The sequence below is a fragment of the Polyangium sp. y55x31 genome (assembly GCF_029946505.1).
Lineage (GTDB): Bacteria > Myxococcota_A > Polyangia > Polyangiales > Polyangiaceae > Polyangium.
In genome coordinates this window covers 67,438-92,728 of the sequence record NZ_JARZHG010000037.1, presented here as the reverse complement: position 1 = coordinate 92,728, position 25,291 = coordinate 67,438, and the positions used below count along the sequence as shown (strand labels likewise).

The following is a 25,291-nucleotide window of genomic DNA, read 5'->3' as shown; positions in this document are numbered from 1 at the left end:
GTCGTCCTGACGCCCGGCGCAGTTTGTCCGAGCGCTCGTCCCAGGTCCACGGCAAAGTGCATCGTACGCGGCTCGCCGTCTTCCCGGCATTTCCAGCGGAAACGAGGCGATACCGTTCGCTCACCTACGAGGAGGCGAGCCCGGTCACGCCGCGAGCGGCATCGAAAACGAGAACGCGCTCCCCCGACCGACCTCACTCTCCACCCAGATGCGGCCGTGGTGCTGCTCGACGATCGCCTTGGACAGGTAGAGGCCGAGCCCCAGGCCGAGGTAGGAGCCCGCGCGCACGCTCACGCCGGGGACGCGATAGAACCTATCGAAGACGTGCGGGAGCGATTCTCTCGGGATGCCCGGCCCCCGGTCCCTCACCGTGACGATCGCCTCCGCGCCAGATTCCTCGAGCGAGAGCTCCACGGGCTCCTCCGGCGCAGAGTATTTGTACGCGTTGGCGAGCAGGTTGGCGATCACCTCGCCCGTCCTGTCCTCGTCCGCGAGGATGTGGACGGGCTGTTCAGGCAGGTGGAGCGAGAGCGGGCGCCGCGCCACCAGCGACTGCTCGGCCCCGGCGCTCGTGCAGATGGCGCGTAGATCGCAGTACGTCTCCTTGAGCGCGAGCTTGCCCGCGGCGATCGCCGACACGCTCAGCATCTCGTTCACGAGCCGCGTCATGCGATCGATCGAGCGGGAGAGCCGCTCGAGCCGCTCGGCGAGGCGTGGTTCGAGCGAAAGGAGCTCGCGGTGGACGAGCTGCACGTTGAGCTTCATGCAGGTGAGCGGTGTGCGCAGCTCGTGGGAGGCGATCCCGAGGAACATATCCTTGAGCCTCGACTCGGCCACGGCCGCCGCGTGGAGCTCCGCCGCTCGCCGGCTCTGGATGTCGGCGAGCGCGACGGAGAGCTCGCGCGCGACGCGGAGAACGAAGGCGCCGTAATCGTCGTCGAGGGCGCGCGCCGAGCGGAGGCCCACGACCAGCATGGCCGCGCGGCCCGACGGCGAGCCGCCCGCCACCGGAATGACCGCCGCGCGCTTCGGCGTGCCCGCGAGCGCATTCATCACGCAGAGCCCGAGGCCCGACGTCGAGACGAGCCGCATCTCGTTCTCGCGCGCCACGCACGCCATCTCCCAGGGACACCCGGGCGCGAGCGCGATCTCGCGGAGCGCCTCGGGCACCTCGGCCGCGAGCCCCGCGGAGGCGCGCAGCGTGGCCCTCGTGCCGGCCGGATCGAGTTCGTAGAGGAATGCGAAGAAGACGTCCCGCAGCGTGTAAGAGAGGGCCTTCGGCAGGATCCGGTAGAAATCGTCCTCCGTTTTCGCCGGGCGGAGCGCCTCGGTGAGCAGGCGGAGCGCGCGCTCGCGCCGCGCGGCGAGCACGGCGCCCGTCGTCTCGATGCCGCACATCAGCGCTCCATACACGGAGCCCTGGTCGTCTCGGATGGGGCTGAACGAGATCGACACGTACACTTCCTCGATGTCGTTGCCGCGATCGAGGTGGAGCATGAGATCCTTGCCCGTCACCGGCTGCCCGGCGTGCCAGACCTGGCGCAGCGCCCATTCGAAAAAATCCCAGCTCTCCGGCCACACCTCACGCGCGGGCCGCCCCATCGCAGCGGGGTGCTTGTGGCCGAGGAGCGCGGAGAACGCGTCGTTGTAGACGACCTGCGCGCGGGCCGGATCGGCCCCGAGGAGCACGCAGAGCGGGATGCCGCTCGGGAGCGCCGTTTCGAGGAGCGCCCTCACCCGCGGAGGCCAGCCCGAGAGGGGGCCGAGCGGCGTCTTTCCCCACTCGAGTCGCGATATGAGTGCCCCCGTCGCGCCGGATCTCGCGATGAGATCGGTCGTCACTTCCCCATCCCCCTTGCATTACATGTTCGGGTCGAGGATCACCTTCGCGAACCCGTCCTCGCGGCGGCTGAGCTTGGCATACGCCTCGGGCGCGGCGTCGAGCGGCATCCGGTGGGTCACGACCTGGCTCGGGCGGGCCCGGCCGGAAGTGACGAGATCGCGCAGGCGACTACCATAGCGCATCACCGGAGTCTGGCCCGTTCCAAAGGAGATTCCTTTTTCCCAGAGCTTGCCGAACGAGATCTGGATCTCTCCCTTCTTCGCGTGCGGGTTCTTCCCGCCCGGGTCCTCGGGGACGTAGAGGCCGACGATGCCGATGTGGCCGGTCGGGTTGACCAGCCGGATCAAATCCTCGATGATCCGATTTGGCGCCTCGTGGGACGGATCCGACCAATCGACGGCCTGGAATCCGACGGCCTCGATGCCGGACATCACGCCATCCATCTTGGCCGCGGCGGTCCCCCGGGCTTTTCGGAGCGCGATGATCTGCTCCACCGGATCGCCGCGCATGAAGTCGATGGCCGTCGCGCCCATCGCCTCGGCCCGGGCGAGCCGGTCCGGCACGTAATCGACGACGTAGATCTCGTCCGCTCCGCGCAGCGACGCGGAGTACGCCGAGAGGAGCCCGACGGGCCCGGCGCCGAAGACGGCCACGCTCATCCCCGGCTCCACGGCGGCCAGATCCGCGGCAAACCAGCCTGTCGGGAACACGTCGGCGAGGAGCACGAAGTCTGTCTCGAAGATGTCCCCCGGCTCGCCGGGCAACGAGAGGCAGTTGGTGTCGGCGAAGGGCACCCGGAGGTGCTCGGCCTGCCCTCCACGGAAGGGGCCCATTCCCACGTACCCGTACGCGCCGCCGTGCGCGCTCGGGTTGACGTTGAGGCAAGCCGCCGTGTATCCGCGTTTGCAGTTGAAACACGTCCCGCAGGAGATATTGAAGGGCATCACCACCCGGTCACCCTTCTTCACCCGCTCGACCGCGGAGCCGACCTCCTCCACGACGCCGAGCGGCTCGTGGCCGAGTACGGTTCCCGGCTGCGCGGCGGTGCGGCCTTCGTACATGTGCAGATCACTGCCGCAAATGGCGGCCGAGGTGATCCTCACGATAACGTCGGTCGTCTCCTCGATACGCGCATCGGGGACCTCCTCGACCGCGACCTCGAGCCGACCTTTGTAGACGACCGCCCTCACGACATCCCCCTCCGCGTCAATGTCGGATCGCCGGATCTCGCGTCAAGCCTGGGCCGGCTCCGCGCGTCGGGAGCGGACGCTCACGGCCTTTGTCGCCTGCGCGGAAACATCCCGTACCCTGAGGCCGCACGGCGCTGCGGGAAATGCGCACGTACGGTTTGAACGGGAGTTTTGCACCACCCAGGTGAGGGTGTCTGCGCAAGAAAGAGATAGGATTTACGATGCTCGACACGGTAACCCTGGATCAGCTCCGCGTGTTCATCACCGCGGCGGACGAGGGGAGCTTCTCGGCTGCGGCGCGCAAGCTGCGCCGCGTGCAATCGGCGGTCAGCCAGGCGATCGCGAACCTCGAAGCGCAGCTCGGCGTGGCCCTCTGGGATCGCTCGACGAAGCTGCCCACCTTGACCGCCGAGGGCCGCTCCATGCTCATCGCCGCCCGCCGCGTCGTGGGCGAGGCCGATTCGCTGCGCAAGCTCGCGGCCGGCATGGTCACGGGGCTCGAGGCCTCCGTCTCTCTTTGCGTCGACGCCCTTTTCCCGGTCTGCGCGCTCGTCGATCTCTGCCGCGGCCTCGCGTCTGCCTTTCCCTCCGTGGATCTCCGCGTCGATACGCAACCAACCTCCCTCGTCGCCGAGCGTGTCCTCTCGGGCGCGGCCACGCTCGGCGTCGTGGGCGCGATGGGCATCCCCCCGGGCCTCGAGCGCCAGGTGCTGTCGCCCATTCGCATGATCCCGGTCGTCTCCGTCGAGCACCCGCTCGCGCGGTACGAAGGCCGCATTCCGGTGTCGCGTTTCGCCGATCACGTGCAGGTGGTCCTCGCAGCGCCGGAGCAGGGCGATCATTCCGTACTGTCCTTTCGCACGTTCTGCGTCGCCGATCTCGCCACGAAGCACGCATTCGTGCGGGCCGGGCTCGGCTGGGGCAATCTGCCCGAGCACGTCGTGCAGGCTGACTTACGGGCGAAGCGCCTCGCACGAATCCAACCCGAGCCCTGGGGGGCAGGCGAGCATGTATTGCATCTCTCTGCCATTTACCGACCGGACGCGGCGTTCGGCCCCGTTCATCGCTGGATACTCACGGAGCTCCAGCACCTGTGCCCGCGCGACGCGGGCCTTCCGCATCGGCCGCGCGAAGCAAAAAAACGACGCCGCAACCATCGGCCGAGGTGATAGGTCCCATCATTCGAATGGGGATTGCGGGCGCCTCCGCCAGGCCGATAGATTCCCCGCGCGCCTCGGCCGGGCACATCCCGGCCGACATCGAGCAGAGGAGACCATCATGACGAAAGCGATCGCAGCCCCCGGCCGGACCCTTCTGAACCCGCAGGATCACACCCTCATCCTGATCGATCATCAATCGCAGATGGCGTTCGCGACGAAGTCGATCGACACCACGCTCCTGCGCAACAACGCGGGGCTCGTGGCGCACGCCGCGAAGATCTTCGGGGTCTCCACGATCCTGACCACGGTCGCAGAAAAATCGTTCTCCGGGCCCATGTTCTCCGAAATCAAGCGGGCATTCCCGGACGCCGACGTCATCGATCGGACCTCGATGAATACATGGGAGGATCCGCGCATCGCCGACCGCGTCAACCAGATTGGGAAGGGCCGTATCGTGCTCGGCGGCCTCTGGACCTCCGTGTGCATCGTCGGCCCCGCCCTCTCGGCAATCGATCAGGGCTTCGAGGTGTACGTCATCGCGGACGCCTGCGGCGACATCTCGACCGAGGCGCACGACCGGGCCATGGATCGAATGGTGCAAGCCGGCGCTCGCCCGATGACGTCGCTCCAGTACCTCCTCGAGCTACAGCGCGACTGGGCGCGCACCGCGACGTACGACGCCGTCACAGGCCTCGCCAGGGAGCTCGGCGGCGCGTATGGTCTCGGCATCACGTATGCCAAGACCATGTTCGGCGGCGGCGAAGGCGGCCACTGACCGCGTAGCGCCGGGGTTTCACCCCGGACCCGAGCAGGGGCTGTCCGCCCCTGCACCCGGACCAGCGCAAGCGCTGGACCCGGGGTCGATGAACTGCACGATGCGCAGTTCATCGAACAGGCCGAGTCAAGACCGGCGAGCGACGTTGCCAGCCAAGACGGCTTCAACCGGCATCGCTGTCCCTGGTCTTGCCACGGGCCCGTCGGAAAAACCGCGCATCGCGCGGCTTTTCCGCCTTCGGTCCAGGCCGTGCCTGGTCCGGGGTGAAGGGGGCGGACAGCCCCCTTCTGGGGTGCGGGGCAACGCCCCGCGTATACCTTGAGGAGGTCGACATGGCAGCGGACTTGATTCTCACGAATGGACGATTCACCACGCTCGACGCGGGCGCGGCTGTGCCCGAGGCGGTGGCGATCGAGGGCGGCAAGTTCTCCGCCGTCGGCAGTGCGAAAGAGATCCTTGCGCTCGCGGATGAGCGCACCCGCGTGGTCGACCTCCGGGGCCGCCGCGTCGTTCCTGGGCTGATCGACAGCCACATGCACGTCATTCGCGGCGGGCTCAATTACAACATGGAGCTCCGCTGGGATGGCGTGCGTTCGCTTGCCGATGCGATGCACATGCTCGAGCGGCAGGTCGCGGTGACGCCTGCGCCGCAATGGGTGCGTGTCGTTGGTGGTTTCACCGAGCTTCAATTCGTGGAGAAACGCCTCCCCACGCTCGACGAGCTGAACCGCGTCGCGCCCGACACGCCCGTCTTCATCCTGCACCTCTACGATCGCGCCTTGCTCAACCGGGCGGCGCTCCGCGTCTGCGGGTACACGAAGGATACGCCGAACCCGCCGGGCGGCGAGATCCAGCGTGATTCGAATGGCGAGCCCACGGGCCTCCTCCTCGCGAAGCCCAATGCGCTCATCCTCTATGCCACGCTGGCGAAGGGGCCGAAGTTGCCCCCCGAATACCAGCTCAATTCGACCCGCCATTTCATGCGCGAGATGAACCGGCTCGGCGTCACGGGCGTCATCGACGCGGGCGGCGGATTTCAGAATTATCCGGAGGATTACGAGATCATCCGCAAGCTCGCGGACGACGGCGAGCTCACGTTGCGGATCGCGTACAACCTCTTCACGCAGAACAAGGGCGGCGAGGTCGCTGATTTCCGCAAATGGATCGGCATGGTGAGCCCGGGGCAGGGGGACGACTCGTTCCGGCACAACGGCGCCGGCGAGATGCTCGTCTTCTCCGCGGCCGATTTCGAGGACTTTCGCGAACCGCGGCCCGACCTACCTGCGTCGATGGAGACCGAGCTCGAGGGCGTCGTGCGTGTGCTCGTCGAGGGCCGCTGGCCGTTCCGCCTGCACGCAACCTATGACGAGACGATCTCCCGCGCGCTCGACGTCTTCGAGAAGGTGAACCGCGACATCCCGTTTGGCGGCTTGCACTGGTTCTTCGACCATGCCGAGACGATCTCGGATCGCAACATCGATCGTGTCGCGGCCCTCGGCGGCGGCATTGCGGTGCAGCACCGGATGGTCTACCAGGGCGAATATTTCGTCGAGCGGTATGGCGCGCGCGCGGCCGAACACACGCCGCCCGTGCGAAAGATGCTCGCGGCTGGGTTGCCCGTCGGCGCTGGCACGGATGCCACGCGTGTCGCCTCCTACAACCCGTGGGTCTCGCTCGCGTGGCTCGTCACGGGCAAGACGATCGGTGGTCTGTCGCTTTATCCCGAGGACAACCGATTGGATCGGGAGACGGCGCTCCGGCTCTGGACCGAGCGGAATACCTGGTTCTCCTCGGAGGAGGGCAAGAAAGGGCAAATCAAGGTCGGGCAGCTCGCGGACCTCGCCGTGCTCTCTGCCGATTACTTCGCCGTGCCCGAGGACGAGATCCAGGACATCGAGTCTGTCCTGACGATCCTCGGCGGCAAGATCGTCCACGGCGCCGAAGAGCACGCGTCGCTCGCGCCGCCCTTGCCGCCGGCCATGCCCGATTGGTCGCCCGTGCGCACGTTCGGCGGCTACCAGCGCCGCGTGGCGCCCTCGCAGGGCCGCGGCCAGGCCCTCGGCACCGCCTGTTTCGCCGCGGATCCTTGCGCCGTGCACGGCCACGATCGGGCCCGCGCGCTCCTTTCCCGCATCCCAGCCTCCGATGAAACCGCATTCTGGGGCGTCCTCGGCTGCTCCTGCTGGGCGTTCTAGAAAGAAAAACTGCGTATGGTGGCAGGGACAACCGAGACCGCCGCGCCCGACGCATGGGCGCCGCTGCGCCGCGAGGTCTTTCGATCCTTGTGGCTCGGCGCGCTCGCGTCGAATGTCGGGCTCTGGGTCCAGAATGCGGCGGGGAGCTGGGACATGACGTCGTTCGGGACGGCGCCGGTGTACGTGGCGCTGCTCCAGACGGCTTCGAGCTTGCCGGTCTTTTTGATTGGTTTGCCCGCGGCGGCCTTTGGCGACATCTTCGATCGCCGAAAGCTCCTCGCCTCCTTCGCCACGTGGATGGCGCTGGTTTCGGCCGTGCTCGCCGCGCTCTCCTTTGCTGGGCTCCTCGGTCCGACGAGCCTGCTCGCGCTCACGTTCGCCCTCGGCCTCGGCGCGGCGCTCTCGGCGCCGCTCTGGCAGGCCGTTCTTCCGTCGCTCGTCGACAAGGCCGAGCTCGCGTCGGCCGTCACCTTGAGCGGCGTCGCCGTCAATGTCGCGCGTGCGCTCGGCCCTGCCATCGGCGGCATTGGCCTCGCGCTCGCGGGCAGCGGGCCCGTTTATACGTTCAATGCGATCGCGTTTTTCGTGGTCGTCATCCAGGTCCTCCGCTGGAAACCTCCCGTCACGAAGGCGACCTTGCCGCCCGAGCGTGTCGTGGGCGCCATCGTGGCGGGGCTTCGTTTCGCGCGCCGGGCGCCCGCGCTTCGGGCCGTGCTCGTGCGCGCGGCCGCGTTCATCCTGGCCGGCAGCGCATTGTGGGCGCTCCTCCCCGTCGTCGCGCGGCGCGAGCTCCACATGACCCCGCTCCGCTTCGGCATTTTGCTGGGTTGTATCGGCGCGGGCGCGCTCGCAGGGGCCGCCGTCATGCCCCGCGTGCGGCAAAAGCTCGGCTCCGACAAGCTCGTCGCCTTTGCCACGGTCGTGTATGCCGGCTCGATGGCCATCCTCGCGCACGTCCGGGTCGAGGCGGCGCTTTATGCGTCCATGCTCGCCACGGGCGTCGCGTGGATCAGCATCATGTCGAGCTTCAACGTCGCGGCGAGCTCGGCGGCGCCTGGCTGGGTGCAATCTCGCGCGCTCGGCCTTTATCTCTTGGTCTTCCAGGGCGGCCTCGGGCTCGGCAGCTTCGGGTGGGGCACGCTCGCGGGGCGTATCGGCAGCGCCGCGACGCTCTCGGCGGCCGCGGCCTGCGTGCTCGTCGGTTTGCTCTCGGCGCTCCGATGGAAGCTCGGCGCCGCGCGGAAGGATGACGTCGCGAGCTTCGACGCCTGGCCCGAGCCCGTGATCGAGGTCCCGATCGACATCGACGCCGGCCCTGTGCTCGTCGAGCGGCGTTATGTCGTGCGGCCCGAGCAGCGCGCCGAATTCCTCTCGCTCGCCCCGGACCTCGAATCTCTCCGGCGCCGCGACGGGGCCATCGATTGGGCGCTTTATGAAGACCTCGGCGGCAAGGACGGGCTCGTCGAGACCTTCCTCGTCGCCTCGTGGGCCGAGCACCTCCGCCAGCACCGCCGCGCCGTCGCGGCGGACAAGGCGCTCCTCGATCGCATTCGCGCGCTCTCCGAAGACGCAGGCGTCGTGCACCTCGTCGACGCGCGCTCGGCGGCCGCCGCCCGCGCGCGGGGGCTCGAAATCGCGGATCGTGCGCACAAGGAAGAGCCGTGACGAACCTCGAACACCTCCTCGATCGCTCCCGCAGCGTCCTCTGATGCGACCTCTTCGGACCTCGGCGCTCGTCCTCGCGACGGGCGTGTTTTTCGGGCTCGCAACCACGCCGACCTCCGCGCGCGCGCAGGACGTCCACGGCGGCGAGCGAACGGCGGCGCCGGCGCCCCGCTACCAGTCCTTGCGATACCTCGAGGATTACAGCTACCTCGCGCACGCGCGTGGCGACGACCCCTTCGATGCCCTCAAATACGTGCCGCTCTGGCCCGGCGGCCACCTCTCCCTCGGCGGCCAGCATCGATTGCGGTACGAATATCTCGCGCCCGTCGATCTCGCGCCGGCTTCCGCCGAGCCGCGGGAGAGCGTCCTCTTCGTGCGCAACCTCCTGCACGCCGATCTCGTGTTTCACCCGCAGATCCGGCTCTTCGCGCAGATCGGCTCCTTCGAGGCGCTCGGCGCTCCCGCGCGCGACGAGCCGCCGGGCGCGGACCTCCTCGATACGCCACAGCTCTTCCTGGAGGTTCGCGGCAAGGCATTCGGCGTCGGCATCGTCGCGCGCGTGGGACGGCAAGAGATGTCGCTCGGTTCCACGCGCTGGGTGAGCGCGAGGGACGGGACGAACGTCCGGCAATCGTTCGACCTCGCGCGTATCTCCCTCTCGGGACGCACGTGGAAAAACGACACCTTCTTCGGCGCCGTCCCGATCCTCGAACGCGGCGTCTTCGATGACGCGCCCAATTTCGAGAACCGATTCTGGGGCACCTATTTCACGCTCGCCCTGGCTCCCGGGAAAGCCGCGAGCCTCGACGCGTTTTACCTCGGCCGCGACCGGCCTGACGTCACCTATCGCGAGATCAGCGGCCGCGAGGTCCGCCACACGCTCGGTGTACGCGCGTTCGGTGAATTGGCTTCGGGGTTCGAGTACATCGTGCACGGGCTCTTGCAGGGCGGCACCGTCGGCGACGCGTCGATCCTCGCCTGGGGATTCGCAGGCGGCCTCTGGCAGCGCCTCCCCGGCGCGTTTTCCCCGCTCCGCATCGGCGTCCGATGGGACGCCCTGAGCGGCGATTCGCGCGCCGGCGACGGCGCCGTCTCCACCTTCCACCCGCTCTTCCCGAACCAGACGTTTTTCAGCGCGCTGCCAGCGATTTACCCGACGAACCTTTACGAGGTCCACCCGCTCTTGCAATTCGAGAAGGGCGTCGTGAGCGCCGAGGCCGGCTGCACGTTTTTCTGGCGTCAGGCCGTCGAGGACGCCGTCTACCAGCCGCCCGGGGCTCCGTTCATCCGCGCGACCGACACGCGGGCCCCGTTCACCGCCGCGCAGATGTCCCTCTCGTTCGGCTACCGCGCGGCGCGGCACCTGTCCTTCAATATGGAATACTCGCACGTGTTCGCGGGACCGGCGTACGTCGAGGCGGGCGGCGCGGACGTCGACTTTTTCGGTACGTGGACCACGTTCACCTATTGAAGACGCGAGCAGCGGCCTGCCCTTGACCCCCGCGTCGGTCCCGTGATACAGGCCGCTGGCATGAAGCTCGGATATGTCATTCTTTACGTGCAGGACGTCGAGCGGGCCGTCGCATTTTACGAGCGGGCCTTCGGCCTCGCGCGCCGGTTCGTCCACGAATCGAATCAATATGCAGAGATGGAGACGGGCGCGACCGCGCTCGCGTTCGTGAGTGAATCGCTCGCGGGCTCGCACGGCTTTTCGTTCCGCGCGAGCCGACCGAGCGAGCCCGCGGCCGCGGTCGAGATCGCGCTCACGACGCCCGATGTCCCCGCGGCCTTCGAGGTCGCCGTCGCCGCGGGCGCCGCGGCGGTGAGCGCGCCCAAGACCAAGCCGTGGGGACAAACCGTTGCTTATGTGCGGGATCTCGACGGTTTCCTCGTCGAGCTTTGTACCCCGATGGGGTGACGGGCGGCGCGGCTCAGGCGCCCGCGGGCGCCTGACGAAGCAGGTAGGCATCGTGCGCGGCGAGGAACGCGCGCAGTTTGTCCGGGTAATCCTTCGGCACCGCGTTCTTCACGCTCGGCCGCTCCGCGAGCGCGGCTCTCCAGGCGCGCACGCGGGGCGTCTTCTCGAAGACGCGCGTATCTCGGATCGCGTCGATGACCTCGAAGTACCGGAACGCCGACGCGATGACGGCGTCGATCATGCTGAAGGCGCGCCCGTGGAAATACGGCCCGTCCGAGACCGCGCCTTCGAGGGTCTCCAGCTTCGACGCGATCGCCTTGCGCTTGGCCTCGAACACCTCGGCGTCCTTCGTCGTTTCGAGCGTCCAGATGTCTCCGAGCAGGCCCGAGGCGAGATCGAACCACGCGCGGTCCCGTGCTCGTTCGATTGCGTCCTCCGGGTGCAACTTCGGCCCCGGCTGTGTCTCCTCCAGATACTCGCAGATCGCGAGGCTCTCGAAGAGCACGGCCTCTTTTCCGCTCTCGTCGCGCACGCGGAGCAGGGGCACCCTGCCGAGCGGCGAGATTGCCAGGAACCAGTCGGGTTTTTTCGAGAGATCGATGTCGACCCGCTCGAATGCGACCCCTTTTTCAGCGAGCACGATCGCGGCGCGCTGCACGTAGGGGCAAAGCTCGTGGCTGATCAGGGTGAGGTGGGTCATGGGCGTGCTCTTTCGTCGTGGCCGGTCAACCGTGGGCGAGAGCCTTGGACAACCGCGGCGCGGGCGCAAGCTTTTCCACGAGCCACGTATCGAGCGCGTACTTGCCGCCGCCGAACACCATCACGGGCACGCTCAGCGCGAGCGCGAGCAGGTGATACTCGAAGCCCTCGCCTTGCTGCGCGCCGAACCAGTTCATGAAGAACCCGTGCTGCGCGTGCGACGTCACGATCGCGCCGAGCATGATCGAGGTCATCCCGAACGCGGCGACGCGCGAGAATGCGCCGAACGCGAGCAGGACCGCGCCCGCCGATTCGCCCAGGATGACGAGGAAGGCGAGCGGCGCGGGCAGGTGCATGGTGTTCGTGAAAAACCCCATCGTGCCGGAGAATCCATATCCGCCGAACCAGCCGAAGAGCTTCTGCGCGCCGTGGGGGAACACGACGAGCGCGAGGACGAGGCGCTGCACGAAGAGGGCGAGGTTCTGCTCCTGGGTCTCGAGAAGTCGCTTCATGACGATCTCCTTTGCCCCTCTTGTTTAACTCGCCCGCCTCCGCTCGATTAGGCAGGGCCCGGAGCAAGCACTGTTCTCCTCCGGGCAACAATCCCGCCCCCCGCGAGGAGCCTTCCTGCTATCGTGCCGGGATGTCGTTCGATCTCGAGTCCCTCGCTTCCATGGCCCTCTTCGCGCGTGTCGTGCAGGCGCGCTCCTTCACGGCCGCCGCGGCGCAGTCCGGCATCGCGAAGTCGGCCGTGAGCCGCCGGATCGCGGGCCTCGAACAGCGCCTCGGCGTCGAGCTCTTGCGCCGCTCCACGCGCAAGCTCGCCCTCACGGACGAGGGCCTGCGCTTCTACGAGCATTGCAAGAAGATCCTCGAAGCCGCGAGCGCCGCCGAGGACGCCGTCTCCGCCGCGAGCGAGGTGATCCGCGGCCGCATCCGCATCAGCGCGCCGGTGACGTTCTCGCGGATGTACCTCGTCCAGGCGCTCGCCGCGTTCCTGCGCGAGCACCCCGAGGTCGAGATCGATCTCGTGCTCGACGATCGATTCGTCGACGTCATCGAGGGCGGCTTCGATCTGATCCTGCGCATCGGCCGGCTGAAGGACGCGAGCTTCGTCGCCCGCCGCATCGCCACCGATCGGATCGTCGTCGTCGCCTCGCCTTCGTACCTCGAACGCGCGGGCATTCCGCAGACGCCCGAGGACCTCGTGAACCACAACTGCATGCGTTACACGCTCGTCCCGGCGAGCGGTGAATGGCGGTTCCGCGGCGAGGCCATCCCCGTGCACGGAAACTTCCACGCGAACGACGGTTCGACCCTCGTTCAGGCGGCGATCGCCGGCCTCGGCCTCGCGGTCGTCCCGATGTTCATGGTGGCCTCCGAGGTCGCCGCGGGCCGGCTCGTCCTCGTGCTCGAGGAGCATCGGCGGGGGGAGATCGGCATGCACGCGGTCACGGCCCAGGGCAAAGGGCTGCCCCGGCGCACGCGCGCGCTGCTCGATTTTTTGAGCAAATGGTTCGAGGGCCGGTGCTGGGAGGCCCTCCGCGAGAGGGCCCCCCACACGGTTTGACGGGGATCAGCCGCCGGGGCTGAACATGATGGGATACACGACCGTCACGATGCCGCCTTCCGGCTGCGGGAAGGACAGACCATAGAAGGCGCGGACCACGCACGACACCACGCCGCCGTCCGGCATGTCCGATCCACCATTGCCCACGTTCGACACCGCGCCGTCGCGGCCGATGACGAATCGAACCGCCACGCGGCCCTGCAGGTTCGGGTTGTTCCGCAGGCCATTCTCGTAGCAAAGGCGGAACCGGCCGAAGTTCTGGCGCACGATACGCTGGATGACCTCGGGCGGGAGACGACCGCTCACGCTCGTGGCGCCCATGCGCACCTGCGGCGGCTTCGTGCGGTGCGCACCGGAGAGTCGTCCGTGACCCGAGCCGAAGCCCTGGCCCGTGCCCGTGCCCGCGCCGTGCCCGATCGTGCCGATCGAGCCGAGGCCGATGCCCTCGCCGCGGCCGCCGCCGCCCTCGCCGATACCGGACAAACCGAGGCCGCCCGCGCCGAACGAATCGCCGATGTTGTCGCCCCACATGTTGCCGCGCGCCGACATCGCGTCATTGCCGAGCGAATCGTCGCGGCCCCACGGAGCCGTCGGCGCATTCGGATCGCCGCCGGCGCCCGCGTTGAGCAGGCCGATCATGCCGAACTCGGCCGCGTCGCGCAATGCAGCCTGCCGCGCGATGTGCGGATCGGCGTTGTCCTGCGGGCCCTGCACGCCATAACGGTTGCCCGACGCCTTCGTGGTCGGGTTCCCCATGGAACCCTCTTCGCCCTTCGCCTTCGTGCCGGTGCCGCCTTCCTTGTTGTCGGCGCTGTTCTCCGCCGTCATCTCGGTCGGCTTCTCTTCCTGCTCCTTCTCCGCCGCGGCATTGAGGAACTGCTGGATCATGAACTTCTGATCGTCCGAGACCCCGTCCTCGTCGGTCGAGCCCATCGGCGGCATGAAAAACGCCATCGCGGCGAGCAGACCCACGTGCACGGCCGTCGACAGGCCGTGATAGAGGTAGTTCGTCGTGTCGAGCTGCACGTGGCCCGCGACCACGCGGCCCGCGTTCACCGTCGACACCTGGAAGATCAGCCCGTCCACCTCGATTCGCGCCTTCGAGCCCGGAGGCAGCGTCATCTGGAACGCGCCCGAGAGCTCCGCGCACGGCTGGGTTTTCCCGCTGTCGATCGCCTGCTGCACCGTCATCTTCGGCTGGCCGGCGATTTCGATCGTGCCCTTTGCCCGCGGCAGGAGCACGACCGCGACGCTCCCGCCCTTGTCCGCGAGCACCACGGGCGCGCGCGTCGTGCCGAGTTTTTCCTGCGGGACGAAGTAATCGCACTTGAAGTTCTTCGTCTCCTCCTCGCCCACGTAATACGAGCGCGGCGGCGTCAGGTGCGCGACGTTCAGGATCATTTGATCCCAAAGAACCATGACCTCGACCGACGCGGACGGCGTCTCGACCTCGTCCGACGGGACGTCCGGGCCGCTCTTGACGAGCTGGTACGTGTACGAACCCTCGGGCGCGTCGTGCGGCACTTCATCGTGCGAGGGCGGCTTCGGCTGCGCGAACGGGTTCTGCATGCCAAACGGATCGCCGCCGCCGAACGGGCTCGCCGCGGGCGCCGCGCCGAACGGGTTCGCTCCGCCAAACGCGGCGGGCGCCGCGGGCGCGCCGAACGGGTTCGCCGAGGGGGCTGCGAACGGGTTTGCCCCGGGCTTCGAGGCGCCGATCGCGACGGCCACGGGCTCGGCCTTCTCCAGCAGGATCTTCGTGCCGCCGATCTGGAGCTGATCACCCGCCTTGACCTTCACCTTGTTGACGCGCGCGCCATTGACGAGCGTCCCCGGCTCATTGCCGAGATCGATGAGCGTGATGTCCTCGGGCGACGCGACCTCGATGACCGCGTGCATACGCGAGGCCAATTCGTCGTCCACCCGGAGGTGGCTCTTCGGATCCTTTCCGACCTTGACGATGTCTTGCGTCACCGTCTCTCGACGGACGAGCGCGTCATTCTGGTACAGCGCGAACGTGAGCGCGACCTTCTGCTTGCCTTCCATGGTGAGCCAGCCTTTCCTGCCGTGCCGTCCCGCCGAGGCGGGCAAATGCCCCCGCGAGAGGCTCGGGGGGTTAGCGTTTTCGTGCTCGGAGCCTGTTTTCTGCGTTGAGGGGGGCCGATGAACGGGGCCGAGCCCCACATCCGATCGGCGCTTCCTCCCTGCTCGCCTCGATCGACAGCCGTTCGGACCCAAGGTTCCCGAAGGCGCACGATCGATCGGCAGGGGCGTCCGGAAGGCCGCCCCGCGCGCACGGACGCCCACGCCCGGGCGCGGCCGGGGGGACGAAAAAGGCCAGGGCTCGGGTCGGGGGTCAGCGCGCCGCGAGGATCGGCGCGAGCAGGGGCTCGGTGGCGCGGCGGAGGGCCGCCCGGGCGCGATCGTCGTAGGCCTGGGCGTTGGCGCGTGCGGGTCGTTCGACGTCGAAGTATTCGCCGGTGAGCTGCTCGTCGAGCGAACGCTCGAGGACGACCCGGATCGCGCGGGCGCCGTCCTCCGGCTTGCCCCAGGACTGGCCGAACGTCTCGCGTACCATCTTCGTGTCGAGCATCGCCCCGGGGTGCACCGCGTTGATCACGATATCGGGGTATTTCTGCGCGAGATCGAAGGTCCACAGGATGAGCGCGAGCTTGCTCCGGCGATAAGCGCGGATCCCGTCGTACCCGCGCGTGCTCATGAGGTCCTCGAAATCGAGGGGCTCTTGCCCCGAGGAGGCGACGTTGAGGATGGCCTTCGGCGGACGCTGGCAGAGCGAGAGCCAGAGCTCGGTGAGCGCCACGGGCGCCAGATAGTTCACGGCGAAGCGCTTCTCGTAGCCGTCTTCGGTCTCTTCTCGCGCGTCTTGCTTCTTGCCGGCCCCGACGCCCGCGTTGTTCACGATGACGTCGAGCGCGGGCAGCTCCGCGGCGAGCGCGCGGACCATGGATGCGACCGAGGCGAGCGAGCTCAGATCCGCCACGACGTGGCGCGGACGGGTGCCGGTGACGAGCTCGAATTCCTGTGCCAGCTCGCGCACCTTCTCGGACGATCGCCCGTGGAGAATCACCTCGTGGCCCCGCTCGAGGAGCAGCTTCGCCGTGGCCCGCCCGATACCGTCCGTCGAGCCCGTGACGAGCACCTTCAATCCCCGTGCCGGCATGTCGTCGCTCTCCTCTCTTTTTCCCTTCCCCCGCCGAATGACAATGCGCCCTCGCGCGGGTTCGGGTCAAGCCAGAGGCACGGTTCTCGTAGCTCCATGCATCACCGCTCTCCCCGTTCTCGCGCGCTTCCTTTCTTGCGCCGCCGGCAGCGGCGCGGCTCTTGCCAGAGCGTGCGGGCGAGAGAAATGCGACACCCACAAGCTCGCTCCCTGAGCCTCGCGCTCGGATTCGTGCTCCTCCATCCTGCTCTGCCTGCCGATTTTGCGCCAAGTCCCGTGAGGGCCGAGCCCGCTCGATTGCCCTTGCCCGCACGTCTGGTCCGGCCTCGTATTCGTTCCCCGTTCGATAACGCGGGGCGCATGTGGAGCGTGGCGTCGATGATGGCGCCGCGGCGCGCGCATACGGCCACCACGCTCTCCGACGGCCGCGTCCTCGTCGTCGGGGGCCTCGACGGCGATTCGTACCTCGCCACCACGGAGGTGTACGATCCCGTCGCAGCGCAATTCGTTCCGGCTGGAACCTTATCGGAAGCACGTGCACATCATATTGCGGTCCGCCTCGCCGACGGCCGCGTGCTCGTCGCCGGCGGCGAGCGGGCGCCGGGTGATCCGACGGACAGCGCGGAGGTCTTCGATCCGGCGTCGAATACCTGGACGCGTGTCGGCTCGATGCGGGCGCCGCGGATCGACCATGCCGCGGCCTTGCTCGCGGATGGGCGCGTCCTCGTCGCCGGGGGATACGACGGCGCGCGCACGCTCGCGCTCGTCGACGTGTTCGACCCGGCCACTTCCGTCTTCCGTCCCGCCGCGCCGATGGCCGCGCCGCGCTCCGAGTTCACGGCCACCGCGTTGCCGGACGGAAGTGTCCTCGTCGCGGCGGGGCTGGGCGGAACGGTGCGGCTCGCGACGGCGGAGATCTACGAGGCGAGGCGTGATCGGTGGCGACAAACCGGGCCCCTGCAGGCGCGGCGCGGCGGGCACGTCGCGGTGCTGCTCGACGACGGCGGGGTGCTCGTCGCCGGCGGGATCGTCGGCATTCACGCGGTGGCGACGGCGGAGCGGTGGAGCCCGGTCACGAATTCGTGGACGAGCGCGGCGCCGATGCACGGGACGCGCTTTTGGAACACGGCGCTCGGGCTCCCGGACGGCCGCGTGCTCGTGGCCGGCGGCGAGGACGAAGACGGCCGCACGCTCGCCTCGGTCGAGATCTACGATCCGGCGGCGAACACGTGGCTGCTCGCGCCCGCACTCGACAGCCCGCGCAGCCTGATGGCGGCGGCGCTGCTCGACGATGGATCGGTGCTCTTCACGGGCGGAGGGACGCCGCCGTCGTCGCTTTCGAGTTGCGAGATCCAAAAGCCCAAGCCGGCGCAATGATCGTTCAGGAAAAACCGTCGGCGCGGAGCTCGGCGACGATCCCGTCGAGCTCCGCGCGGGGGTCGCGGCAGGCGCGCTTGCGCTCGATGACGTCGCCGTCCGTGTCTTTGATGCGGATGCGGAGCGCGTTGAATTCGGTCCAGGCCGACCATTCGCGGCCGTCCGCGTGACGCAACGTGACCGCGGGTAGAGGTTCGGCGGGCTCAACAGGTTCGGTGGGCGCCGCTGCTTCGCCGTCGAGATCCTCGGTCCAGGCGGGGCCGCGTTCGGGGCGGGGGAGGACCACGCCGCGCGTGCCGAGCGGAATCGGGGGCCGGGCCGAGACGCACCGCTTTCGCCATTCGAACGGCTCGATCTCGATCCGCGTGTCGGATTTTCCGTTCCACGTCCAAGGAACGCCGAACCGATCGAGCGCGTCGCAGATCTCGCGGCCCACGCCCTCGACCGCGCCGGGCCCGTCCTCGCGCGCTCCATAAGCGAGCATGAGCCCGCCGTTCTCGACGCCGCGCTCGGTGTCCTGCTGGTGGTAAAACACGTATCCCCGCGCGCCGGTCTCGGACATCGCCCCCCAGGCCTCGGAGTGCCCGCAGGAGCTGCAGCAGGTGAAGTTCTGCGCGGAGAAGATCCCGCGCTTCGTGAGGTCCTCGAAGGCCGCGTCGATGCGGTCGTTCGTGCTCACGTCTTTCCACCCGCGCTCCTCGGCCTCGGCCCGGCTCCATAACTTGGCCGCGTAGCCGCGCACCTTCGGGGCGACCGCGTCGTACTTCGGATCGCGGAGCATCGCCTTCACCGAATCGAAGAGATCCTTCTTCGTGGTCCCCGCGCGCACGAGGGTTTTCACGTGATCGAAGATCCAGCCAGCGTCGTCATCCGACATGCGCGGGATCGTAGCCGGATGGCGCGGACTCTGGAAGATCAGGCGAGCGCGGCGAGGACGTGATCGTGAAGCTTGCCATTCGAGGCCACGCAATGGCCCGAGGCGACGCTCGGCCGGCCGTCGAAATCGGTGAACCGCCCGCCCGCTTCCTCGACGAGGACGGCGAGCGCGGCGATGTCCCATATCTTCACGCCCGCCTCGATCCACGTCTCGGCGCGGCCCGTGAGCACGAGCGCGCAGCCGGCGAGATCCCCGTAGCAGCGAGCCTGCGCCGCGGAGACCACGAGGCGCGACACGCGTTCGCCGAGGGGCGGGGCGAGCAGGCAACGGGGCTCGCCGAGGGAGAGCGTCGCGTCCGCGATGTCCGCGATGCCCGAGACGGCGAGGCGCTCGGGCGGCTCCTGTCCGACCCGACGAAACGCGCCGAGGCCGCGGGCCGCCCAGTACGTCTCGCCGAGCGCAGGGAGGGCCATCGCGCCGGCGACGATGACGCCCCGGTGTTCGAGGGCCACGAGCGGCCCCCAGAACGAGCCGCCGCGCGAGAACCCGCGCGTGCCGTCGAGCGGATCGACGATCCAGCGCGCTTCTTCGTCCGCGCCCTCGTGCGCGCCCGTCTCCTCGCCGAGCAGGCCGTGCTCGGGGAAGCGGGCGCGGATGACGGCGAAGATGGCCGCCTCGGCGTCACGATCCGCGGCGGTGACGGGCGTCCGATCGGGCTTCGTCTCGATTCGGACGCCGCGTCGGAAGTGCACGAGGCTCGCCGCGGACGCGGCCTCGACCGCGGCCCGCGCCGTGGCGGCTGCTTGCTGGAGATCGATCTCGCTCATGGGACGAACGGGGCGGGGGAGTCGGCCATCGCGCGGCGCGCGTCAGGCCGCTTGTTGCTCGGCGCGCGCGGAGATGGCGTTGAGGAGCTTCTGCACGCTCGCCTTGGCGTCGCCGAAGAGCATGAGCGTGTTGTCGAGGTAGCAGAGCGGATTGTCGACGCCCGCGTAGCCGGCGGCCATGCCGCGCTTCAGCATGATCACGCGGCCGGCCTTCCACACCTCGAGCACGGGCATGCCGTAGATCGGGCTCTCGGGATCGTCGAGCGCGCTCGGGTTCACGATGTCGTTCGCGCCGATGACGATCACGACGTCGGTCTCCTCGAAGTCCTCGTTGATCTCCTCCATCTCCTTCACGGCCTCGTACGAGACGTTCGCCTCGGCGAGCAGCACGTTCATGTGCCCGGGCAGGCGGCCCGCGACGGGGTGGATCGCGTAACGCGCCTTCGTGCCGCGACGTTCGAGCAGCGTCGTGATCTCCTTGACCGCGTGCTGCGCCTGCGCGACGGCCATGCCGTAGCCGGGCACCACGATGACGTTCTTCGCGCCGAGCAGGAGATCGGCCGCGCCGTCGATGTTCGTCTCGTTCACCTTCTTCGCCGGCTCGCCCTTCTTCGCCGCCGGCACCGCGCCGCCCTGCTCGCCGAAGCCCGCGAAGACCACGTTCCAGATGGAGCGGTTCATCGCCTTGCACATGATGTAGCTCAGGATCGCGCCCGAGCTGCCGACGAGCGCGCCGGTCACGATGAGCAGATCGTTGCCGAGCATGAAGCCCGCCGCGGACGCGGCCCAGCCCGAGTAGCTGTTCAGGAGCGAGACGACGACGGGCATGTCGCCGCCGCCGATCGCGAGCACGAGGTGCGCGCCGAGCACGCCGGCGACGCCGGTGGACACGAGCAGGTACGGCACGCGCACGGCCTCGCCGCCGCGGAACGCCGCGACGGCGAGGAAGATACACGCGAAGACCATCGACGCGTTCAGCGCGTGTCGGGCCGGCAGCACGAGCGGCTTCGATCCGATCGTGCCGCGCAGCTTGAGGAACGCGATGACCGAGCCGGTGAAGGTGATGGCGCCGATGAACACGCCCGCGTGGATCTCCACGTGATGCGCGACCTCGGGCGCCCCGCCGGCGCGCACGCCGTTCATCTCGCTGCCGATGCCCACGAGCGCCGCGGCCGCGCCGACGAAGCTGTGCAGCACCGCCACGAGCTCGGGCATGCTCGTCATGGCCACGCGCGCCGCGAGCACCGCGCCGATCACGGCGCCCACGCCGATCGCCGCGGCGAGCAGGCCGAGATCCGAGGGCCCGGCCGCGAGGGCCTTGTTCTCGGGCGCCACGAGGGCGCCGAGCGTGACGGCGACCGCGAGCAGCATGCCGAGCGTGCCGAGGAGGTTGCCGCGACGAGCCGTCTGCTGCGCGCTGAGCCCGCGGAGGGACAGCACGAACAGGAGGCTCGCGACGAGGTAAGCGACGTTCACGAGGGTGATGCGCATCGGCCTCTCACTTGCGGAACATGCGCAGCATCCGCTGCGTCACGAGGAAACCACCGGCCACGTTGATCGACGCGAGCAAGACCGCGACGGCGCCGAGCAGGGCCGCCACGGGCGCGCCCCCTCCGCCGCCGTTCGCCGCGAGCAGCATGCCGCCGATCAGGATGATGCCGCTGATCGCGTTGGTGACGCTCATCAGCGGCGTGTGGAGCGCGGGCGTGACGTTCCAGACGAGGTGCCAGCCGACGACACACGCGAGCAGGAAGACCGTCAGGTGTTGCACGAGCTCCTGGCTTCCGAACAGGCCGACGGGCGCGAGGAACGCGAGCGCGAGCGCCGTGCCGATCCGTCCGGGCCACGGGCTCTCCGGGACCTCCGGCTTCTGATGCGCGTGCGCGGGCGGCTTGGGCGCGGGCGCGGGCGCGCCGCCCCGGATCTCCGGGCGCGGCGGCGGCCACTTGAGCTCACCGTCGAGCAGGACCAGCATTCCGCGCTGGATCTCGTCGTCGAGCGAGAGCTCCCACGTCTTCTTCTTGCCCATGATCTCGTCGAGCAGGTTGACGATCGTCATGGCGTAGAGCTCGCTCGCCTGGCGGGCCATCCGGCTCGTGAGATCGGTGTGACCCACGATCGTCACGCCGTACCGCTCCACCGTGCGATCACGCTCGGTGAGCGCGCAGTTGCCGCCTTGCTCGGCCGCGAGGTCCACGATCACCGAGCCGCGGTGCATGCCCACGACCGCGCCGGACGTGATGAGCTCGGGCGCCTTTTTCCCGGGGATCAGCGCGGTCGAGATGACGATGTCGCTCGTCCGGCAGTGCTCCGCGATGAGCTGCTGTTCGGCCGCGAGGTACGCCTCGCTCACTTCCTTCGCGTAGCCGCCCTGGCCCTCGCCCGTCTCGCCCTGGAACTCGAACGGGACGAACTCCGCGCCCATGCTCGTGACCTGCTCGCGCACGACGGGGCGCGTGTCGAAGGCCTTCACCATCGCGCCCAAGGCGCGCGCGGCGCCGATCGCCGCGAGCCCCGCGACGCCCGCGCCGATGATGAAGACCTGCGCCGGCTTGATGCGCCCCGCGGCCGTCACCTGCCCGCCGAGCAGGCGCCCGTAGTGCGACGCTGCCTCGATCACGGCCCGGTAGCCGTTCACGTTCGCCATCGCGCTGAGCGCGTCGAGCTTCTGCGCGCGCGTGATGCGCGGGACGGCGTCCATCGCGAGCACCGTCGCCTTGCGTTTGGCGAGCCGCTCGACGAGCTCTTTGTTCTGCGCGGGCCAGAGGAACGAGATGAGCTTTTGCCCCGCGCGAACCTGATCCGCCTCGTGCTCGCCCGTCTCCGGGTGCGCCCCCGGCGGGCGAACCTTCGTGATCACGTCGGCCTCGCGGAACACGTCGGCCGCCTTCGGCACGATACGCGCGCCTGCCTCGGCGTACGCCGCGTCCTCGAACCCCGCGGACGCGCCGGCCCCGCTCTCGAGGATCACCGCGAGGCCCATCTTCACGAGTCGCCCGACGGACGCCGGTGTCGCGGCCACGCGCCGCTCGCGTGGCTCGATCTCCTTCAGGACGCCGATGGAGACTTGCGCCTCGCCTCCGGCCTCTTTCGCCGAACCCCCTGGCTTCTGTGCCCCGCTCGCCGGCTCCGCGGCAAGCACGGCGTTCGCACCCGCCTTCACTTCTTCGACCATTGCGGCGCGCAGTGTACGAGAAATCGTCCGCGCGGGGTAAACTCCGGGGGTGGTTGCCGTCGTTCGTGTCCTCGAAGAGGCTGGTCAGACGCTCGTGCTCCGTGATCTCGGCACGCACCATGAGCTCCTGCTCGGCCAAACTCCCATCCTTTCTAGCCTTGCCCTGGAAACCGAGCGGGCGTTCGGCGCCCTCGCCGGAGCCGCCCGGGACGACCGTTCGCCCGAGGCGATTCTGATCGGCGGCCTCGGGTTCGGCGCGACGCTCGCCGCGGCGCTCGCGGCCGTGGGGCCCGAGACGCGCGTGATCGTCGTGGAAAAACTCCGCGCCGTGGCGGAGATCGTGCGTGGCGAGCTCTCGCACGTGGCCCCGGGCGTGCTCGACGATCCACGTGTCGAGCTCGTGCACGCCGACGTCGCCGAGGAGATCGGCCGTCGTTCGAACCTCGACGCCATCCTGCTCGACGTCGACAACGGCCCGGGCTGGGCGTCGTTCCGGACGAACGCGCGCCTCTACACGCAGGCGGGCTTGCGCCTCGCCGCAGGCGCGTTGCGTCCCGGCGGCGCCTACGCGGTGTGGAGCGGGTATCCGGCCGACGCCTTCCTCGCGGAGCTACGCAAGGCGGGCTTTTCCCCTTCGATCGTACCGCTCTACGAGCGCGGCGTCGTCCGCGCGCGAGCCTACGTCGGCCGGCGCCCGGGCTGCTAGCGCGTGCTGAAGCGAACTTCCACCTGCTTCGCGCCGAGCGCCCTCGCCAGCGCCGAGAGCTGCTTCTCGGCTTGCGTCCGCGCGCGGCGCATCACGTCGGGCGTGCGCGCGGCGGCCTCGATCGCGCGTTGCGCTTGCCTGCGCGCGCTCGCTTCGAGGTGCTCGTTCCGCTTCGCGAGCAGATCCGTCGAGCGCGAGAACACGTACGTCCCGTCCTCGTCGAGCGTCGCGGAGAGCACCTCGGGCTCGGGCAGATCGATCCGCGCGGCACCGGTCTTCGGATCGAACGACACGTCCTGCTCGCGCATCTTGCCGAGATCCACGCCGACGACGGCGCGCCCGACGGCCACGAGGAGCAGCGCATCCTTCGCCTCGACGAGCCCGAAGAATGCGCTTTGCCGGTCCGTCAGGTCGACGACCTTCTCCACGTGCACCTCGGCCGTCTCCAGCCGGGACACCTCGCGGATCGCCGTGAGCAACGACGGCGTCGGCCGCTCCGTGATCACGTGATCCGGCGGGGACAGGAGCTTCGGCGCGATCACGGCGAGCGCGCCGCCGAACGTCGCGGCCACGAGGATCGTGATCCCGAGCCGCCATGCGCCGTGCAGCGACGCGACGAGCCGGGTCAGCGGGGAGGGGCGCTCGGACGGGGGGTCGGGCACGACGCGCAGTGTAGCAGCGAAGGCGCGCGCCTCCATTTCGCAATGCGTCGCGGACCTCGGGGTGTGGTCGCGCCACATTCCATGGGAACCTCACGTAATCGATTGAAATTCGAGCGTTGACAATCCCCGCTTTTCGTTCTTCAATGACGGCCGGCCCGTGGTTTCCCGTGTCCACGCGCCGGCGCTCCTCGGCTTTCTTGTTCGATTACGATCGAATCGTCTCGGGCGACGCCTGCGCGTGTATTTGCGTGGGGGATCGCCTCCTCTTCGAGGGGCGCCTCGCCCCTGGCGGCAACTTCCGCCTGTGGCGCACCGGGAAGGCTCGTCGGCGTGACGCCGGCGAACGAAAAGGAGAGGAATGTCATGCGCACCATGGGAAATTCCGCGGCCCGCCGCCTCGGTCAGGCCGTTCTTTCGCTCGGCATCCTGCTGGGAGGCCGCGAAGCGCTGGCCAATACATTGACGCAGAACAGCTCATGGACGATCGACCGGGCGGGCACGACGGCAAAATATCGCGTCGTTGCATACGGCGACTCCATCTTCGCGGGCTACAATGGAAGCCTGTCGAACGTCGACAAGCGCGCCGCCACCTGGGTCCAGGGTGAATATCTCTCGAATAGCTGGAACAGCGACATCGAGGTCATCAGGCGCACGAAGTCGGGCGCGAAGGCCGACGACATCTACAACAACAAGATCGTCTCCGAGAAGTCGCACATGCAGGCGGCCAATACGCGCGTCGTGACCTTCGAGATGTGCGGCAACGACTTCTTGCAGGCGCGCGACAGCTTCGCCGATCAGTCCGGCACGTGCAACTACGGCGTGCTCGACACGGCGCTCGCGAACTGTACCAAGTACCAGGAGCTCGCGATGCAGTTCATCAACGCGAACGCGAACGCCGCGACGAAGAAGAAGATGATCATGAACCTCTACTATCCGGGCTACGACGCCGACAACGGCATGTCGAGCTGTACGGATGCGTCGACGGGGCAGAAGGTCAACAAGCAAAACGCCATGTTCCCGCGCCTGGCGCGCAGCAATTACCGCGCATGCAAGTTCGCGGCGCAGTACGGCTTCGACTGCGTCGACGCGTTCGCGGAGTACATGGGCGCCGACTACGATTCCAACGGTGATGGGAAAATCGACGCGGACGGGCTCCGCTACATCCCGGGCGAAACCGAGGACGCCTACGTGACGCGTATCACGAGCACGCTGCGCGGCACGATCCGGGACGCGAACAGCCATTTCGAGAGCTCGGGCACGAGCTTCGACTACATCCTCTCGGACAACACGCACCCCTCGTACTCGGGCGGCACCATTTACGTCGGCCTCCTCGGCGGCACGGGCTCGGGCTCGGGCGCGCCGGAGTATTCGGGCGCGCAGATCGTGGGCGGCAAGAACCCGATCTGGAACCGGTACGGTCACGAGCGCGCGGGATGGGCGCACTCGCTCTTCAATCCGCTCGCACCCTGAG

Annotated in this window: 21 protein-coding genes; 10 read left to right on the top strand and 11 right to left on the bottom strand. The window is 68.7% G+C overall.

Annotated features, from left to right (window positions below; genetic code table 11):
• Positions 1–144 precede the first annotated feature (144 nt).
• Positions 145–1,842 (bottom strand): ATP-binding protein, encoded by a 1,698-nt coding sequence (locus QHF84_RS40195; RefSeq protein ID WP_281318872.1) that lies wholly within the window; start codon positions 1,840–1,842, stop codon positions 145–147.
• 18 nt (positions 1,843–1,860) lie between these two features.
• Positions 1,861–3,033: a glutathione-independent formaldehyde dehydrogenase gene (locus tag QHF84_RS40190; protein WP_281318871.1), complete on the bottom strand. Its 1,173-nt coding sequence runs from the start codon at positions 3,031–3,033 to the stop codon at positions 1,861–1,863.
• 221 nt (positions 3,034–3,254) lie between these two features.
• On the opposite strand from QHF84_RS40190, the gene QHF84_RS40185 reads away from it, so the two are divergent.
• The 6 genes from QHF84_RS40185 (at position 3,255) to QHF84_RS40160 (ending at position 10,746) form a co-directional block, all read left to right on the top strand.
• Positions 3,255–4,202: a LysR family transcriptional regulator gene (locus QHF84_RS40185; protein ID WP_281318870.1), complete on the top strand. Its 948-nt coding sequence runs from the start codon at positions 3,255–3,257 to the stop codon at positions 4,200–4,202.
• A gap of 109 nt (positions 4,203–4,311) precedes the next feature.
• Positions 4,312–4,968 (top strand): hydrolase, encoded by a 657-nt coding sequence (locus QHF84_RS40180; protein ID WP_281318869.1) that lies wholly within the window; start codon positions 4,312–4,314, stop codon positions 4,966–4,968.
• Between the two features lie 332 nt (positions 4,969–5,300).
• The gene (locus QHF84_RS40175; protein WP_281318868.1) at positions 5,301–7,163 is read left to right on the top strand and encodes an amidohydrolase; all 1,863 of its coding nucleotides are present in this window, start codon (positions 5,301–5,303) and stop codon (positions 7,161–7,163) included.
• A gap of 15 nt (positions 7,164–7,178) precedes the next feature.
• Positions 7,179–8,828: an MFS transporter gene (locus tag QHF84_RS40170; RefSeq protein ID WP_281318867.1), complete on the top strand. Its 1,650-nt coding sequence runs from the start codon at positions 7,179–7,181 to the stop codon at positions 8,826–8,828.
• 43 nt (positions 8,829–8,871) lie between these two features.
• Positions 8,872–10,299 carry an alginate export family protein gene (locus QHF84_RS40165; RefSeq protein ID WP_281318866.1) on the top strand — a complete coding sequence of 476 codons (1,428 nt, stop codon included), beginning with the start codon at positions 8,872–8,874 and terminating at the stop codon, positions 10,297–10,299.
• 60 nt (positions 10,300–10,359) lie between these two features.
• Positions 10,360–10,746, top strand: coding sequence for a VOC family protein (locus QHF84_RS40160; protein ID WP_281318865.1), 387 nt, complete (start codon positions 10,360–10,362; stop codon positions 10,744–10,746).
• Positions 10,747–10,759: 13 nt separating this feature from the next.
• On the opposite strand, the gene QHF84_RS40155 is transcribed toward QHF84_RS40160, so the two are convergent.
• Together QHF84_RS40155 and QHF84_RS40150 are read right to left on the bottom strand one after the other, a co-directional pair.
• Positions 10,760–11,446 carry a glutathione S-transferase family protein gene (locus QHF84_RS40155; protein ID WP_281318864.1) on the bottom strand — a complete coding sequence of 229 codons (687 nt, stop codon included), beginning with the start codon at positions 11,444–11,446 and terminating at the stop codon, positions 10,760–10,762.
• A 25-nt stretch (positions 11,447–11,471) separates the two neighbouring features.
• On the bottom strand, positions 11,472–11,957 hold the full coding sequence (locus QHF84_RS40150; RefSeq protein WP_281318863.1) for a DoxX family protein: 486 nt from the start codon (positions 11,955–11,957) through the stop codon (positions 11,472–11,474).
• 131 nt (positions 11,958–12,088) lie between these two features.
• Between QHF84_RS40150 and QHF84_RS40145 the strand changes: the two genes are divergently transcribed.
• The gene (locus QHF84_RS40145; RefSeq protein WP_281318862.1) at positions 12,089–13,015 is read left to right on the top strand and encodes a LysR family transcriptional regulator; all 927 of its coding nucleotides are present in this window, start codon (positions 12,089–12,091) and stop codon (positions 13,013–13,015) included.
• Positions 13,016–13,021: 6 nt separating this feature from the next.
• Here QHF84_RS40145 and QHF84_RS40140 read toward each other — a convergent pair whose 3' ends face one another.
• Complete coding sequence (locus QHF84_RS40140; protein WP_281318861.1) at positions 13,022–15,061, bottom strand: AgmX/PglI C-terminal domain-containing protein; 2,040 nt, start codon at positions 15,059–15,061, stop codon at positions 13,022–13,024.
• 310 nt (positions 15,062–15,371) lie between these two features.
• Positions 15,372–16,196: an SDR family NAD(P)-dependent oxidoreductase gene (locus QHF84_RS40135; protein WP_281318860.1), complete on the bottom strand. Its 825-nt coding sequence runs from the start codon at positions 16,194–16,196 to the stop codon at positions 15,372–15,374.
• 360 nt (positions 16,197–16,556) lie between these two features.
• On the opposite strand from QHF84_RS40135, the gene QHF84_RS40130 reads away from it, so the two are divergent.
• Positions 16,557–17,573 carry a kelch repeat-containing protein gene (locus tag QHF84_RS40130; RefSeq protein ID WP_281318859.1) on the top strand — a complete coding sequence of 339 codons (1,017 nt, stop codon included), beginning with the start codon at positions 16,557–16,559 and terminating at the stop codon, positions 17,571–17,573.
• 4 nt (positions 17,574–17,577) lie between these two features.
• Here the strand turns inward: QHF84_RS40130 and QHF84_RS40125 are convergent, their stop codons facing one another.
• Genes QHF84_RS40125 through QHF84_RS40110 form a run of 4 tightly spaced genes read right to left on the bottom strand, consistent with a single transcriptional unit; the run spans position 17,578 to position 22,452 of the window.
• A complete protein-coding gene (locus tag QHF84_RS40125; protein ID WP_281318858.1) occupies positions 17,578–18,450 on the bottom strand; it encodes a hypothetical protein in 873 nt (290 codons plus the stop codon).
• 38 nt (positions 18,451–18,488) lie between these two features.
• Positions 18,489–19,277, bottom strand: coding sequence for an inositol monophosphatase family protein (locus QHF84_RS40120; RefSeq protein ID WP_281318857.1), 789 nt, complete (start codon positions 19,275–19,277; stop codon positions 18,489–18,491).
• Positions 19,278–19,319: 42 nt separating this feature from the next.
• A complete protein-coding gene (locus tag QHF84_RS40115; RefSeq protein ID WP_281318856.1) occupies positions 19,320–20,768 on the bottom strand; it encodes an NAD(P)(+) transhydrogenase (Re/Si-specific) subunit beta in 1,449 nt (482 codons plus the stop codon).
• A 7-nt stretch (positions 20,769–20,775) separates the two neighbouring features.
• Positions 20,776–22,452 (bottom strand): Re/Si-specific NAD(P)(+) transhydrogenase subunit alpha, encoded by a 1,677-nt coding sequence (locus QHF84_RS40110; RefSeq protein WP_281318855.1) that lies wholly within the window; start codon positions 22,450–22,452, stop codon positions 20,776–20,778.
• Positions 22,453–22,501: 49 nt separating this feature from the next.
• Here QHF84_RS40110 and QHF84_RS40105 point away from each other — a divergent pair, with 49 nt between their 5' ends.
• Entirely contained in the window at positions 22,502–23,158 is a 657-nt protein-coding gene (locus QHF84_RS40105; RefSeq protein WP_281318854.1) for a hypothetical protein, read from the top strand.
• Here QHF84_RS40105 and QHF84_RS40100 read toward each other — a convergent pair.
• A complete protein-coding gene (locus tag QHF84_RS40100; protein ID WP_281318853.1) occupies positions 23,155–23,820 on the bottom strand; it encodes a DUF4230 domain-containing protein in 666 nt (221 codons plus the stop codon). The two genes, QHF84_RS40105 and QHF84_RS40100, sit on opposite strands and share 4 nt — an antisense overlap.
• A 372-nt stretch (positions 23,821–24,192) precedes the next feature.
• Between QHF84_RS40100 and QHF84_RS40095 the strand changes: the two genes are divergently transcribed.
• Positions 24,193–25,290 (top strand): SGNH/GDSL hydrolase family protein, encoded by a 1,098-nt coding sequence (locus tag QHF84_RS40095; protein ID WP_348652920.1) that lies wholly within the window; start codon positions 24,193–24,195, stop codon positions 25,288–25,290.
• Position 25,291: the final 1 nt, after the last annotated feature.

Coding starts and splice junctions, on each gene's coding strand:
- QHF84_RS40185 (WP_281318870.1), top strand. CDS start 3,255: ATGCTCGACACGGTAACCCTGGATCAGCTCCGCGTGTTCATCACCGCG.
- QHF84_RS40180 (WP_281318869.1), top strand. CDS start 4,312: ATGACGAAAGCGATCGCAGCCCCCGGCCGGACCCTTCTGAACCCGCAG.
- QHF84_RS40175 (WP_281318868.1), top strand. CDS start 5,301: ATGGCAGCGGACTTGATTCTCACGAATGGACGATTCACCACGCTCGAC.
- QHF84_RS40170 (WP_281318867.1), top strand. CDS start 7,179: ATGGTGGCAGGGACAACCGAGACCGCCGCGCCCGACGCATGGGCGCCG.
- QHF84_RS40165 (WP_281318866.1), top strand. CDS start 8,872: ATGCGACCTCTTCGGACCTCGGCGCTCGTCCTCGCGACGGGCGTGTTT.
- QHF84_RS40160 (WP_281318865.1), top strand. CDS start 10,360: ATGAAGCTCGGATATGTCATTCTTTACGTGCAGGACGTCGAGCGGGCC.
- QHF84_RS40155 (WP_281318864.1), bottom strand. CDS start 11,446: ATGACCCACCTCACCCTGATCAGCCACGAGCTTTGCCCCTACGTGCAG.
- QHF84_RS40150 (WP_281318863.1), bottom strand. CDS start 11,957: ATGAAGCGACTTCTCGAGACCCAGGAGCAGAACCTCGCCCTCTTCGTG.
- QHF84_RS40145 (WP_281318862.1), top strand. CDS start 12,089: ATGTCGTTCGATCTCGAGTCCCTCGCTTCCATGGCCCTCTTCGCGCGT.
- QHF84_RS40140 (WP_281318861.1), bottom strand. CDS start 15,061: ATGGAAGGCAAGCAGAAGGTCGCGCTCACGTTCGCGCTGTACCAGAAT.
- QHF84_RS40135 (WP_281318860.1), bottom strand. CDS start 16,196: ATGCCGGCACGGGGATTGAAGGTGCTCGTCACGGGCTCGACGGACGGT.
- QHF84_RS40130 (WP_281318859.1), top strand. CDS start 16,557: ATGTGGAGCGTGGCGTCGATGATGGCGCCGCGGCGCGCGCATACGGCC.
- QHF84_RS40125 (WP_281318858.1), bottom strand. CDS start 18,450: ATGTCGGATGACGACGCTGGCTGGATCTTCGATCACGTGAAAACCCTC.
- QHF84_RS40120 (WP_281318857.1), bottom strand. CDS start 19,277: ATGAGCGAGATCGATCTCCAGCAAGCAGCCGCCACGGCGCGGGCCGCG.
- QHF84_RS40115 (WP_281318856.1), bottom strand. CDS start 20,768: ATGCGCATCACCCTCGTGAACGTCGCTTACCTCGTCGCGAGCCTCCTG.
- QHF84_RS40110 (WP_281318855.1), bottom strand. CDS start 22,452: ATGGTCGAAGAAGTGAAGGCGGGTGCGAACGCCGTGCTTGCCGCGGAG.
- QHF84_RS40095 (WP_348652920.1), top strand. CDS start 24,193: ATGGGAAATTCCGCGGCCCGCCGCCTCGGTCAGGCCGTTCTTTCGCTC.